This is a genomic window from Pseudarthrobacter sp. alpha12b, assembly GCF_054130495.1.
Window position 1 is genome coordinate 3,499,180 of the sequence record NZ_CP196746.1, and the last position, 13,825, is coordinate 3,513,004.

Here is a 13,825-nt window from a genome sequence, read left to right on the forward strand (position 1 = left end):
TTCCTACTCCTCGTCGCCTGCGGCGCCGAGCGCCTCGTTTTCGGTCCAGGTCCGCTTGGGACCGGTCAGGACGATGTCCCAGTTGTAGCCCAGGGCCCACTCGGGCTCGGTGATGTTGTGGTCATAGGTGGCCACCAGACGGTCGCGGGCGTCCTGGTCCACGATGGTCTGGTAGATCGGGTCCAGCGGGAACAGCTGGTCACCGGGGAAGTACATCTGGGTGATGATGCGCTGGGTGAACTCGGTGCCGAAAAGCGAGAAGTGGATGTGCGCCGGCCGCCACGCGTTCAGGTGGTTCTTCCAGGGGTACGCGCCGGGCTTGATGGTGATGAACCGGTACGAGCCGTCCGGGCCGGTGATGCAGCGGCCAATGCCCGTGAAGTTGGGGTCGATGGGCGCGGGGTGCTGGTCACGCTTGTGGATGTAGCGGCCGGAGGAGTTGGCCTGCCAGATCTCCACCAGCTGGCCCGCCACGGGGCGGCCATCGCCGTCCAGGACCTTGCCGGAGACGATGATGCGCTCACCCAGGGGTTCGCCGTTGTGCTGGATGGTCAGGTCCGATTCCAAGGCGTGCACGTCCTGGTGCCCGAAGGCCGGCGAGTAGAGCTCGATGGTTTCCGGGTCCGCGTGCTGCAGGCTCTTGGTGGGGTGGCGCAGGATGCTGCTGCGGTACGGCGGGTAGTCCAGCCGGGGCTGGATCTCCGGCTGGCCGCCGTCCTTGAGGGCCCGCCGGTAGGCCTCGCCGATGGCGCTGATCTCTGCACTGAGGTCCGCCTGCGACTCGATGGCCTTGTCCAGGGGCTGGTGGGCAGCCTTGGGTTCGGCCGGGGGCACGAGTTCCTCCGACTCCAGCTCGGCGTTGATGTCTTCCTTCACGGCTGGCTCCTTTCTGATCTGTTGGGTTTGTTGCGTCTGGTTTAGGTGGTGCTGGTCCAAGTGGTGCGGTGCAGCGAGTCGTACTGCACTGCGTGCCGCACCGGGGCATTAGGCGCGCCATATCCGTCGTAGCCGCCGCGGCGTTCCACCATTTCGAAGAACACGCTGCCCACGGTTGCCGTGTAGAAGTGCAGGAATTCGCCGTCGGCATCCCGGTCGAACAGCAGGTTGAGCTCCTGCAGGGTGGCCAGGAACCCGGGTTCCAGGTCGAACCGCGCGTCCAGGTCCTCGTAGTAGTTGGCCGGGATCTGCAGGAATTCCAGGCCCCGCTCCCGGGCTGCGCGGGCGGTGGCCACCAGGTCCTCCACGGCGAAGGCGATGTGTTCCTGGTACGTCTTGGGGGCTTCGCTCCGTGCCTGCTGGATCGGGGCCAGGTTCAGGACAAGCCGCACGGCGCCGTCGGAGGTCTGCATGACCTGCGAGCGCACCAGCCCGCTGGGACTGGGCACCTCGGCGAACGGCTGGGGCTCCAGCGCCAGGGCGCTGGTGTAGAAGAGGACGGCCTCATCGAAGTGCTGCCACGGCTGGGCGAGGTTGACGTGGTCGATGACCGCCCTGGCTCCTGCCGACGGGTGTTCCAGCCCCTCCCCGAACTCGTGGGTCCACGCCGCCGTGCCGTCCGGGCTGCCTTGGCAGAGGAAAATCTCGGTGGAGTCCGGCGCGGAGATGCCCTGGAACACTTCCTCGTCCGCCTGGACCTTGCGGGCCACCACGGGGGCCTTGAGCTGCTGGGCGCGGGCGGAGGCAATCACGGGGGAATCGACGTCGAACCCCAGCGCGGCGATTGCCGGTTCGGCGTGCCGCGCTGCCTGCTCGTTGATGATCACCCGGGCCTGGCCCATGGTCCACAGCTGGACGTCCTTGGTCCGGTGCCGGCCCTCGAACTGGAAGCCGAGCTGGCCCAGGAGCTTTTCCAGCTGGGCGGTATCGTCCGCCTTGACCTCGGCAAAGTTGAAGCCTGCGGGTTCGTTCACCTTGGGCAGCGTGGCCAGTTCCATGGGATAACGACGGCGAAGGGCGCCGGCGTTGCCGGGCGCGGCGTCGGCGCCGGCGAGCCATTTGGCGCTTTGCTCCTCCAGCCAGATCAGCGACCGCATGGCATCCACCGCGGTGCGCTCGACGTCCGACTGGCGGAAGACGTCATTGAAGACCTCCAGCGAGACCGGCCCGGTGTAGCCGGCGCGGACCACGTGGCCCATGAACTTGGCCAGCTCAAACTGTCCCTCGCCCGGGAACACGCGGTAGTGGCGGCTCCAGGAAAGGACGTCCATGGAGAGCTTGGGGGCATCCGCCACCTGCACGAAGAAGATCTTGTCCGGGTTGATGTCCTCGATCGGCGCGGTGTCCCAGTCGCGGGAGAGGATGTGGAAGGAGTCAAGGCAGGTGCCCAGGTTGGGGTGGTCCACCATCTCCACCAGGCGGTACGCGTGCTCGTAGTCGTTGACGTACTTGCCCCAGGCCAGGGCCTCATAGGCCACCTTGACGCCGTGGTCCCCCGCCAGGTTGGCCAGCTGTGCCAGTTGTTCGGCGCGGAGGCCGTCGTCGTCGATCGTGGCGGTGGCGACGTTGGAGCACACCAGGATGGTGTCCATGCCCAGGTGTGCCATGAGCCTGAACTTGGCTTCGGCGCGCCGGAGGTTGGCCTTCAGCAGGTCCGGGGTGACGCCGTCGAAATCGCGGAAGGGCTGGTACAGGTCCAGGCCGAGCCCCAGGTCCGCCGCCATCTTCCGCACGTCTTCGGGGCTGAGCGGTGAGGTGACCAGGTCCTGCTCGAAGATCTCGATGCCGTCGAAGCCGGCGATGGAGCAGGCCTGCATCTTTTCCTTCAGGGTGCCGGAGAGGCAGACGGTGGCGATTCCGGTGCGCATCAGGCGGCCACCTCCTCGGCGGCCACAAGCTCCAGGAAGTGCGAGCGCATGCGGTCCGGGTCCGCGTCCAGGCCGGTGAAGATCCGGAAGGCGTCGGCGGCCTGGCCTACTGCCATCCGGCCGCCGTCCAGGACCTCGCAGCCCTTGGCGCGGGCGCCGCGGACCAGTTCGGTGTCGATGGGGCGGTAGACGATGTCCGCCACCCAGTGCCGGGGCTCCAGCAGGTCCATGTCCAGCGGGACGCCGGGGTGGGCTGCCATGCCAACGGGTGTGCAGTGCACCAGGCCGTCGGCAAGGCGCATGAGCTGCGGCAGCTCCGCCGTCGTGCGTGCCGTGACGGTGCTGTGGGGGAAAAAGCCCTGCAGTTCGGCGGCCCGTGCCACGGCCCTGGCAGGGTCCATGTCCACCAGGTCCAGGGATTTAACGCCTGCGCTGAGCAGGGCGTAGGCGACGGCGGATCCGGCACCGCCGGCACCGAGCTGCACCACGCGGTCCAGGCGGGCTCCGGGGAGGCCGGCAGCAAGTGCGGCACCAAAGCCGGAGAAATCGGTGTTGTGGCCGATGAACCTGCCGTCGCGGATCACCACGGTGTTCACCGCGCCAAGTCGGCGGGCGTCCGGGCTTACCTCGTCCAGGTGCTGCAGGACCAGCTGCTTGCAGGGGTGAGTGATGTTCAGGCCGTTGAAGCCCAGGGTGCGGGCGCTGTGCAGGATGGCGCCCACCGACTCCCCGGTCAAACCCAGTTCCAGCAGGTCAATGGGGCGGTACAGGTAGCGCAGGCCCTGCACGTCGCCTTCCCGTTCGTGCATCGGCGGCGTGAGCGATGGCGCAACGCCATCACCAACCAGTCCCACAAGGTAGGACTCAGTTCGATTGCTCATGCGTGCAGCTCCTTTGGTACGGCACCGGGCTGCGTTCACGTGGAAGGGCTGCGCCGGTGATGGGGATAACAATACAGAAAATGTTCACTTATCGCACTACCGTTCGAGATGCGAACGCAATATTTCTTGGAGGCGGTTTTGCGTGCCTAGCCGCGCTGCGGAAGGCGTGCAGCCAGCTCGGCGGCAGCCTCCTGCAGGACAGGGACGTGGGCCTCCAGTTCCTCGAGGCTCAGGCGGAAAACGGGCACGGCGGTTGCCAGGGAGGCAAAGGCGTGCCCCTGGCTGTTGAGCAGCGGCACCGCGACGGCCCGCATGCCGGCCTCATTCTCCTCATCCATGACGGCGTATCCCTGCCGGCGGACCTTCTCAACCTCGGCCCTGAAGGCTTCCCGGTCCGTAATGGATTTGTGGGTAAGCGCTTCAAGCGGGACCTCAGCCACCAGCTTTTCGCGTTCCGCATCCTCGGCAAACGCCACCAGGGCCTTACCCACGGCGGTGGTGGAGAGCGAGCCCAGGTGGCCGGGATCGCTGGTCACGCGGAAGGTCTGCGGTCCGTCCACCTTGCTGACCGTCAGGTGGTGCAGCCCATCGCGGACGCTGAGGATGGTGGCCTCGCCGGTCTGTTCGGTGACCCGGCGGAGGATAGGCATGGCCGTCCCCGCGAAACCATGGTGGTTGGAGACTCGCTGTCCCAGCTGGAAGATCCGCAGGCCCAGGTGGTAGCGGCGGCCGTCCGGTTCGTAGTCGACAAAACCGTCGCGGGTCAGGGAGCCCAGCAGGCGGTAGGTGGTGCTGAAGGGAAGTTCGGCGCGGCGGGAAATCTCCGCGGCACTGGCCCCGCGGGGTTCATCACCCAGGAGGACCAGCAGCCCCAGGGCCTTGCCCACCATATCCGTGCGGTCGGCGGGACGGGCGCCCACCTTGCCTTCCGGCGGCATGGCATTCACGGGCTCTCCGACGCGGGCGGCGGCAGCGGATTCTTCATTGGCCGCTGTGGTTTGGTTCACACTCATGCTTTGATGTTGCCACAATGTGAGAGCTATTTCTAGATGGTGATTATTTTCTTGACAGGTGACTGCCCTCACAGTCATAGTTTCTGTATCGCAAAAGTAGCTCCCACCATGTGGCTACAACTGCCGGGTCTTTCCACCGGACTCCAGCCGCATCCCCCCGCCCGCACCAAGGCATCGGCGGCTGCGACCCCAGATCCATCCGCGACAATGTCGTCACACCAAAGGAACACCATGAGCAAGACACTTCCGTCCGCAGGGGCGGGTGCCCTCACCTCCGCCGGGACACCCAAGAAAGCCGCCCTCGCCAGCTTCCTGGGCAGCGCCGTCGAATACTATGACTTCTTCATCTTTGGCTCGGCTGCGGCGCTGATCTTCCCCAAGGTCTTCTTCCCCGATGCAGACACCAACGCTGCCATCATGTCCTTCGCCACCTTCGGGTTCGCCTATGTGGCACGTCCCGTGGGCGCCATCATCCTGGGCCACTTCGGCGACCGGGTGGGCCGGCAGAAAGTCCTGATGTTCACCCTGGTGCTCATGGGCGCATCGACGTTCGTGATCGGGTGCCTGCCCGATTTCCACACGGTGGGCTGGTGGGCCCCGGTTCTGCTGGTCCTCGCCCGCCTTTGCCAGGGCCTCTCCGCCGCTGGCGAGCAGGCCGGCGCCTCCTCCATGACGCTGGAGCATGCCCCGGACAACCAGCGTTCCTTCTTTACCTCCTGGACCCTTACCGGCACGCAGGGCGGCCAGATCCTCGCCGCCCTGGTCTTCATCCCCGTCCTGGCCCTGCCGGATGAGATCAAGTACGGCATCGGCTGGCGCATCCCGTTCTGGCTGAGCGCCGCGGTGGTTGTGGTGGCGTTCCTTATCCGCCGCACCCTGCACGAGCCTCCGGCCTTCGAGGAAGCCCGGAAGAACGCCCAGATCTCCAAGCTTCCGGTCGCCGACCTCCTCAAGGGCCACTGGCGCGACGTCCTGCGTGTCGTCGCCTGCGCCTTCATCGCCGCTGTCTCCACCGTGTTCGGCACCCTGGCCATCAGCTACGCCAAGACAGTCGCCGGCGTGGACGGCACCACCACCCTGTGGCTCGTGGTCGGCGCCAACCTGGTGGCCCTGGGCACCCAGCCGCTCTTCGGCAAGCTCGCGGACAGAATCGGCCGCAAGCCTGTCTTCATCTACGGCGCCGTGGCCAGCGCAATCCTGACCCCGCTGTTCCTGCTCAGCCTGGAATCCCACAGCATCCCGTTGATGTTCGTTGCAGCCATCGGTTTCTTCTCCTTCGGCTACGCCGCCTCCAACGCCGTCTGGCCGTCCTTCTACGCCGAGATGTTCAGCACCAAGGTCCGCTTCTCCGGCCTGGCCATCGGCACCCAGCTCGGGTTCCTGATGGCAGGTTTCGCCCCGGCCATCGTGGCTGCCATGGGCGGCATCCAGCCCGGCGGCTGGGTGCAGATCAGCATCTTCACCGCCATCATCTGCGCCATCGCTGCCGTCTCGGCACTCACTGCCAAGGAGTCCTTCCGGACCCCCACCAAGCAGCTCGGGCTGAAGTAGCGGCGAAACGCGCACGTTCCTGCCCAGTTACTGATTGGCCAAAGCCCGCCACCCCCGGAAATGTCGAGGGGTGGCGGGTTTTAAGTGGGATTTACAGTGGCGGGATGCCAGTAACCGGGCAGGAACGTACGACGACGGCCCAAGGCCAATTGCCCGGCAGCAGTCCCGGCTACTCCTGGCCGGTCTCCAGCACCGAGGCCAGGTCGAAGTTCACCGGCTCCTCCAACTGCTCATAGGTGCACGATTCCGGGTCCCGGTCCGGCCGCCAGCGGTTGAACTGGGCAGTGTGCCGGAACCTCTCGCCCTCCATGTGGTCGTAGCGGACCTCCACCACCAGTTCGGGCCGCAGTGGAACGAAGGACAGGTCCTTGCCGGCGCTCCACCTGCTGCCCTCGGCGTTCCGCGGCGTCCGCTCCCCTTCTTCCTGCTTGGCCCATGCCCAAGGGTGGTTGTCGAAATCCGTTACCAGCGGCTGCAGTTCCTGGAACAGCTCCTGCCGGCGCTTCATGGGGAAGGCGCCAATCACGCCCACGCTGGCCAGCTCGCCGTCGTCCTTGTACAGCCCCAGCAGCAGCGAGCCGATGGCATCCGGCCCGCTCTTGTGCAGGCGGTAGCCGGCCACCACGCAGTCCGCGGTGCGTTCGTGCTTGACCTTGAACATCACCCGCTTGTCCGGCTCGTATCGGCCGTCCAGCCGCTTGGCCACGATGCCATCCAGGCCGGCCCCCTCGAACTGCTCGAACCAGTGCGCCGCCGTGTCCTTGTCAGTGGTGGCGGCGGTCAGGTGCACCGGTGCCTTGCTGGCCGCGAGCGCCTTCTCCAGTGCCGCCCGCCGCTCCGAGAAGGGCCTGCCGGTGTAGTCGTCGTCATCCAGTGCCAGGAGGTCGAACGCCACGAAACTTGCCGGGGTTTGTTCCGCCAGCAGCTTCACCCGGCTGGCGGCAGGATGGATGCGCTGCTGCAGGGTGTCGAAGTCGAGCCTGTCCCCGGAGGCCCCCACCAGGATGATCTCGCCGTCCACCACACAGCGCGGGGGCAGGTTCTCCTTGAGCGCGGCCACGAGTTCCGGGAAGTAGCGGGTCATGGGTTTCTCGTTGCGGCTGCCGATCTCCAGGTCATCGCCGTCGCGGAAAATGATGGACCGGAAGCCGTCCCACTTGGGTTCATAGCTGAGGTCGCCACCACCCGGGATGCCGTCGATTCCGCTGACGGCCTTGGCGAGCATGGGCGGGACGGGTGGCATCACGGGAAGTTCCATGTGCCCATTCTTGCCCGGCCCATGCCCTGCACGGTAGGGCGGCGCGGCGCCGGGAGGGATTTCAGCCGGCCAGGAGCCAGACGACCAGGACCAGCACCGGCGCCGCGGCGGCCGTGGAGAGCAGGATGGTCTCCCGCGCGACGGCCACGCCCCGCCCGTATTTGCTGGCGAACAGGAACACGTTCTGGGCGGAGGGAAGCGCCGCCATGAGCACCACGCCCAGCAGCATGTGGTGGTCCAGGTTGAACAGGAAGCGTCCGACGACGAACGCCACCGCCGGCATGACAGCGGACTTCAGTGCCGTGGCAGTGAGGATGTCGGCCGTGTGGCCGCCGCTCCGGAGCATCCTGGTTCCGCGCAGCGACATGCCGAAAGCCAGCAGCACCACCGGGACCGCCGCACCGCCCAGCAGGGTGAGCGGCGCCATCACCGGGGCGGGCAGCTCCACGTGGAACGCCGCCAGGACCACGCCCAGGAGCGAGGCGATGATCATCGGGTTGCGGAAGGGCTGCGTGAGCATCAGCCGGGGCGAGAACCGGCCGGCTTCCGATAGGTCAAGAAGAGTCAGGACCAGCGGGGCGAACAGGAGCAGCTGGACCAGCAGGACCGGGGCCACGGGGGTGGCGTCCCCCAGGGCATAGAGCGTGATGGGGATGCCGATGTTGTTGGCGTTGACGTAGGAGCCCGCCATCGCGCCCACGGCCGTTTCGGCCAGCGGCCTCGGGAACCAGATCCGGCTGGCGGCCACATAGAGCAGCGCGGTGACCGCTGCTGTGATCACGGCGAGCGGAACATAAGCGGAGAAGACCACGGACAGGTCCGATTTCAGCACCACAGTGAAGAGCAGAACGGGGTTGGTGATGAAGAAGGCGGTGCGGGTCAACGCCGAAATGGTGGGTTCGTCGCCCAGGCCGCAGCGCGCGGCGATGTATCCGACGGCGATGACGACGCCGATCACCGCCAGCCCGATCAGCACACCTCCCACGTGGGGTACTTCCTTCCGGTTCTGCCGTGCACCACCGCAGGAAGGCAGTACTACAAGTTCAAAACTTATCGAATAGGGAGCGTTGTTCCAGCAAGCGTCCACAGAATGGCCCACCCCGCCGCCCGCCGTCGTGCTTTGTGAAAAGATCAACCATGCGCGCCATGCAACACTCCAGCAAACTCCGGAACGTCCGCTACGAACTCCGCGGCCCCATTCTTGAGGCCGCCAAGAACATGGAGGCCGAGGGGCACCGGATCCTCAAGATGAACCTCGGTGACACCGCACCTTTCGGGCTGGAAGCGCCGGAGTCCGTGGTGGTGGACATGATCCACCACCTTCGCGGCGCCCAGGGCTACAGCGACTCAAAAGGCATCTTCACGGCCCGGACGGCCATCTCGCAGTACTACCAGACCCGCGGCCTCATGAACATCGGGGTCGAGGACATTGTGATCGGCAACGGCGTCAGCGAACTGATCTCCATGTGCCTGCAGGCGTTCATGGAGAACGGCGACGAAATCCTGGTCCCGGCACCGGACTACCCCCTGTGGACCGCCGCCGTGACCCTGACCGGGGGCAAGCCCGTGCACTACATCTGCGACGAGGCGGAGAACTGGTGGCCGGACCTGGCCGATGTGGAAGCGAAGATCACCAGCCGCACCAAGGGCATTGTGATCATCAACCCGAACAACCCCACCGGCGCCGTCTATCCCCGGCACATCCTGGAGCAGTTCGCCGGCCTGGCGCGGAAGCACAACCTGGTCCTGTTCTCTGACGAGATCTACGAGAAAGTGCTCTACGGGGGTGCCACGCACATCCACACTGCGGCCGTGGCAGAGGACGTCTGCTGCCTGACCTTCAGCGGCTTGTCCAAGGCGTACCGGATGCCGGGATACCGGGCCGGATGGGTGGCAATCACCGGGCCGCTGGCGGCTACTGCCGCATACCGTGAAGCCCTGGAACTGCTTGCCTCGCTGCGCCTGTGCGCCAACGTTCCCGCCCAGCACGCCATCCAAACCTGCCTGGGCGGCTACCAAAGCATTGACGCGCTGGTGAAGCCGGGCGGCCGGCTGCGCGAGCAGCGGGACCTGGCCCACAAACTGCTTACGGCCATTCCCGGCGTAACGTGCGTCCCGGCGTCGGGCGCCATGTACCTGTTCCCGCGCCTGGACCCGGAGCTGTACCCGATCGACAGTGACGAGAAATTCGTCCTGGACCTGCTTCGGGACCAAAAGATCCTGGTCTCCCATGGCTCGGCCTTTAACTGGCCTGCGCCTGACCACTTCCGCTTTGTCATCCTTCCCTCGGTGCTGGACATCGAGGAAGCCGTTCGGAGGATCTCCGCCTTCCTGGCGGCCTACCGGAGCGGGGCAGCAGCCTGAAACCGGGGCGGCGCGAAGAACTAACCGCGCCCTAACCGCGGGGAAACCGGCACGCAACATTCCCGGCCCACACTTGGTAGTGCAGGCAAGAGCCGGCACCAGCTCCAGCCAGGAGGCCCCCGATGTTGAAGAAAGCGACCACGCATGTAACAAGAGTCCGCGCCCTGGACCAGCTCCACCGCGGCGATGAGATCGAAGCCCGCCTTTCGGTGGGGCCCTCCTACGACGACGTGGTGATCCGCCGCGGCAGCGTCCAGGAAACAGCTCCCGGCATCGGGGTGGTCTGGATCCTGGACCGCATCAGTGGTGTGCGCAAAGCAATCAATACGGACGAGTGCAGCGTCTGGCGGGTGGCATAGCAGGTCCGGGAAGACGGTGGCGGGCGTAGTCAGGAAGGACTGTCCGCAACCTGTTCCTCCTCCAGCCCCTGCTGGTGATGTGCCAGCGAATGCAGCCACTCGATGGTCGCGTCTGTCACAGGATGGGCGGCCCCGAGCGAGTCCAGGAACTCCCGCGCCTCACGCATTTCCGCTTCCCTGCGGACGGCATGCACCCGCGTGCCCTCAAGCATCCGCACCACGAGCGCCTCGCCTGACGGGCCCAGCTCCGCGGCGATCTGGCTGATGATCCAGTCTCTTGCCCCTGCCGCTTCGGCGGCCGTGACTGATTCCAGGACAGTTGCTGCCAGCCCCTTCATGAACACGCTCCGGAGCAGCTTCAGGCCGGCCGCCGCACCCGCTTCACCGCCTGCGCTGGTGGCCGGGATGGCCCATCCCTCGAAGAGGGCCACCAACGCATCCGCCCCCGTGCCGCTGACCAGCAGGGGCGAATCAATCCGGCCGCGGGGAACGGGTGCCAGGATGGCGACGTCGGCGAAAAGGACTCCCCTCCTGGCTGCCCGTTCTGCGAGCTGCCGCTTTTGGTCCGGCCCGGCGGTGTTGAGGTCCGCGAAGATGGCCGCCGGGTCCATTGCGGCCAGCGCCTCCTCAAGGACGGATTCCGCCGCGCGGGCTCCCACCAGGCTGATCACGAGGTTAGCGCCCGCCACCGCTTCACTGATCCCAGGGGCCCGCAGCACCCCGGGCAGGACCGCATCGACGGCGGGATCCGTTCCCGTCACCCGCAGTCCACGGCCGGCCAGGTCCTGGGCGTAGATGCTCCCGGCTTCCCCCAGGCCGAGCACGGCAACAGACCGGCCGCCCGTTCCCGCCGGCTTACTGCGCACCGGCGGCCGCGGTCCGCCAACCGCCGTGGTACTCGGTGCGGGCGGTGACGGCATAAGGTGCGGGGCTGACCACGGCGCGGACGCTGATCTGCTCGTGCGGTTCCACGGTGGTCTTGCGGGATCCGCCGTCGGGTTCACCCCAGATGACCCGCACTTCGGTGCCGATCTCCACGTTGGGGTCCACCGTGGCCAGTGAGAGGCCGCGGCGTTCGTTGGCCGTCACACCGGTGAAGAGCGAGAGGCCCACCCCTGTGCCGTCGGCATCGATGACGGTGTCGTAATTGGATGACCCGTAGTTGGCGTTGGGGATGTCGAAGAACTGGTAGCCGGGCTTGTCGCGGTCCAGGAACGACGCCCAGATGTTGGCAAGGTCCTCATCGTTCCAGGCGAGCGTCACCTTTTTCCGCTGGGCGGCCGGATCGATCTGCTGGAGCGCGTCGCATCCGATGAAGTCGTGGTCGAATTTCACGAACGAGCCGTAGCCGAGTTCCCACGGCGTCAGGTAGTAGTCCTCGATGCTGCCGGAGACGAACGAGCCGGCGAGCGCGTTGACCGCTTCATAGCTTGTTGCCGGCAGCCATTCCCGGTAGGCCCGCTCGGCGTCACTGCTGTAGATAGCCGGCAGCGGCGACGGAATCCAGCCCGATTCCAGCGTGTTCGACGAGTAGGCCCGCGACCCGCACGGTTCAATGCCGAACTCCGCCCCGGCCTCGAGTACCGCATCCCGGATTTTTCCGTGCTGTTCGTAGGGCCCCCAGATTTCCAGCCCCGGAGCCCCCGCCATGCCGTGGCGCAGCGTGCGGACCTGCTCCCCTGCGATGCCCAGGTGGCCCATGTGGAAGAACTTCACCTGCTCGAGCGTTCCGCCGTTGAGCTTCTCGATGATCTGCCAGGCGCTGGGGCCCTGGATCTGGAAGCGGTAGTACTTTCGGGTCACGGCCTGGCCGTAGGGGCGCGACGGGGACCTGTCATCGTAGGTGCATTCGACGTCGTATCCGCCGGTTTCCGCGTGGAACTGGAGCCAGTTGGCAGCCGGTGCACGGCCCACGTAGACAAACTCCTGCTCTTCCAGGTGGAACAGGATGCCGTCGCCGATCACTCCGCCGTTGGAGGCCGTGGGAACGAACTGCTTTGCGGTGTTCACCGGAAAGTTGGTGAAGCTGTTGATGCCCGTGTCCGAGAAGAGCTTGAGGGCATCGGGACCCTTCACGAAGAAGTTGACCATGTGGTGGGACTGGTCGTACAGCACTGCCGTTTCCCGCCATGCCCGCTGCTCGCGCCGCCAGTTGGTGAACTCGGCCGGGACCACCGGATAGATGTAGGTACCGAGTTGGGAATTGCGCAGCAGGTCAACGGTGTTTCCCGCCGCATCAAGCACATCCTGCAGGGATTTCGGGGCCATCGGCTTTCTCCTTCGATTCAGCAAAATCCCTGTCACTGCGAACTCCATCGTTCGGTCCAAGGTGGAAAGCAGCCCGGGGACATCCAGTACCAACATGATTGCTAACAAAATTGTATCGGATCTCTTGACCAGAGTTCCAGAGCATGGTTTTCTGGCACTGTCCGCCGGAATGGACTGACCATGGGCCGCCCAGGCACCATGCCCGCCGTGGAACGCGAGGGTGGATATGCCCGAAACACAGGGGATCCCCTGCCTCCTCATGCGGGGAGGGACCTCCAAGGGTGCGTTGTTCCTCGCCTCCGACCTGCCCGCCGATCCCGGGGAACGCGATGACCTGCTGCTGAGGATCATGGGCTCTCCCGATCCACGCCAGGTGGACGGCCTGGGCGGGGCACATCCGCTGACCAGCAAGGCAGCGGTCATCTCACCGTCTCCGGACGCCGGCGCGGACGTCGACTACCTCTTCCTCCAGGTCGGCGTCGACACGGCACTGGTCAGCAGCCGGCAGAACTGCGGAAACATCCTGGCCGCCGTGGGGCCCTTCGCTGTCGAGCGGGGCCTGGTGCCGGCCTCCGACGGCCACACCGAGGTGCGTATCCGGATGGTGAACACCGGAAGCATGGCCATCGCGCGGTTTGCCACCCCCGGCGGGGTGGTGGATTACGACGGCGGCCCGGCTGCAGGGGGCGCCGTGGCGATCGACGGCGTTCCGGGAACGGCGGCGGCCATCCGGCTCAACTTCGAGGCCACAGCGGGATCATCGACGGGCGCCCTGTTCCCGACGGGCAAGGTCCTGGACCACGCGGAGGGCGTGGACATTACCTGCGTTGACAACGGAATGCCCAGCGTCCTGATGCGAGCCGCCGATCTGGGCGTCACCGGCGAAGAATCCCCCGCGGACCTTGAGGCAGACGAAGGCCTGGCACTACGGCTGGCCGGGGTCCGCCTCGCAGCGGCGGAACTGATGGGCATGGGCGATGTCAGCGGGGCCACCATCCCCAAGCTGGTGCTGCTCGCGCCGCCGCGGGCCGGCGGATCCATTGCCACCCGCAGCTTCCTCCCCGTACGCGTCCACACTTCCATTGGCGTGCTCGGAGCACTTACGGTGGCGGCGGGAGTACTGGCCGAAGGAGCCGTGGGCCATGGCCTGGCCGCGCTTCCTGCACCGGGGAAACCCTTCCGGGTGGAACACCCCACCGGCCACTTCGACGTCGAGGTGGCCATCGACTCCACCGCGGACGGCTACAGCGTGACCCGCTCAACCGCACTCAGGACAGCACGGAAGATCTTCGACGGGCGCGTCTTCCCGCGCCCACGCCTATAACGC

The 13,825-nt window shown here is 66.3% G+C and carries 12 protein-coding genes; 4 read left to right on the plus strand and 8 right to left on the minus strand.

All coding sequences use genetic code 11. From position 1 onward, the window contains the following. Positions 1-3: 3 nt before the first annotated feature. From pcaH to ACTAQI_RS16160, 4 genes are all read right to left on the minus strand, one after another. Positions 4-876, minus strand: a complete 873-nt coding sequence (gene pcaH / locus ACTAQI_RS16145; RefSeq protein ID WP_457947187.1) for a protocatechuate 3,4-dioxygenase subunit beta — start codon at positions 874-876, stop codon at positions 4-6. Positions 877-917: 41 nt separating this feature from the next. Then, on the minus strand, positions 918-2,804 hold the full coding sequence (locus tag ACTAQI_RS16150) for a bifunctional sugar phosphate isomerase/epimerase/4-hydroxyphenylpyruvate dioxygenase family protein (protein ID WP_457947189.1): 1,887 nt from the start codon (positions 2,802-2,804) through the stop codon (positions 918-920). Then, positions 2,804-3,685 (minus strand): shikimate dehydrogenase, encoded by an 882-nt coding sequence (locus ACTAQI_RS16155; RefSeq protein WP_457947191.1) that lies wholly within the window; start codon positions 3,683-3,685, stop codon positions 2,804-2,806. Before ACTAQI_RS16155 ends, ACTAQI_RS16150 begins: the two co-directional genes overlap by 1 nt. 146 nt (positions 3,686-3,831) lie before the next feature. Continuing rightward, a complete protein-coding gene (locus ACTAQI_RS16160; protein ID WP_457947193.1) occupies positions 3,832-4,698 on the minus strand; it encodes an IclR family transcriptional regulator in 867 nt (288 codons plus the stop codon). A gap of 231 nt (positions 4,699-4,929) precedes the next feature. On the opposite strand from ACTAQI_RS16160, the gene ACTAQI_RS16165 reads away from it, so the two are divergent. Further along, a complete protein-coding gene (locus ACTAQI_RS16165) occupies positions 4,930-6,249 on the plus strand; it encodes an MFS transporter (protein WP_457947195.1) in 1,320 nt (439 codons plus the stop codon). 169 nt (positions 6,250-6,418) lie between these two features. On the opposite strand, the gene ACTAQI_RS16170 is transcribed toward ACTAQI_RS16165, so the two are convergent. Further along, positions 6,419-7,507 (minus strand): ATP-dependent DNA ligase, encoded by a 1,089-nt coding sequence (locus tag ACTAQI_RS16170; RefSeq protein ID WP_457947197.1) that lies wholly within the window; start codon positions 7,505-7,507, stop codon positions 6,419-6,421. Between the two features lie 61 nt (positions 7,508-7,568). Next, positions 7,569-8,492, minus strand: coding sequence for an AEC family transporter (locus ACTAQI_RS16175; protein ID WP_457947199.1), 924 nt, complete (start codon positions 8,490-8,492; stop codon positions 7,569-7,571). A gap of 152 nt (positions 8,493-8,644) precedes the next feature. Here ACTAQI_RS16175 and ACTAQI_RS16180 point away from each other — a divergent pair, with 152 nt between their 5' ends. Further along, positions 8,645-9,871, plus strand: coding sequence for a pyridoxal phosphate-dependent aminotransferase (locus ACTAQI_RS16180; RefSeq protein ID WP_457947201.1), 1,227 nt, complete (start codon positions 8,645-8,647; stop codon positions 9,869-9,871). Positions 9,872-9,993: 122 nt separating this feature from the next. Next, positions 9,994-10,230 carry a hypothetical protein gene (locus tag ACTAQI_RS16185; RefSeq protein WP_141158887.1) on the plus strand — a complete coding sequence of 79 codons (237 nt, stop codon included), beginning with the start codon at positions 9,994-9,996 and terminating at the stop codon, positions 10,228-10,230. Between the two features lie 29 nt (positions 10,231-10,259). On the opposite strand, the gene ACTAQI_RS16190 is transcribed toward ACTAQI_RS16185, so the two are convergent. Both ACTAQI_RS16190 and ligM read right to left on the minus strand, forming a co-directional pair. Further along, a complete protein-coding gene (locus ACTAQI_RS16190; protein ID WP_457947202.1) occupies positions 10,260-11,096 on the minus strand; it encodes an NAD(P)-binding domain-containing protein in 837 nt (278 codons plus the stop codon). After that, positions 11,086-12,498 (minus strand): vanillate/3-O-methylgallate O-demethylase, encoded by a 1,413-nt coding sequence (gene ligM, locus ACTAQI_RS16195; RefSeq protein ID WP_457947203.1) that lies wholly within the window; start codon positions 12,496-12,498, stop codon positions 11,086-11,088. Before ligM ends, ACTAQI_RS16190 begins: the two co-directional genes overlap by 11 nt. Positions 12,499-12,724: 226 nt before the next feature. Here ligM and ACTAQI_RS16200 point away from each other — a divergent pair, with 226 nt between their 5' ends. Beyond that, positions 12,725-13,822: a 4-oxalomesaconate tautomerase gene (locus ACTAQI_RS16200; RefSeq protein WP_457947205.1), complete on the plus strand. Its 1,098-nt coding sequence runs from the start codon at positions 12,725-12,727 to the stop codon at positions 13,820-13,822. The last annotated feature ends 3 nt before the right edge of the window (positions 13,823-13,825 follow it).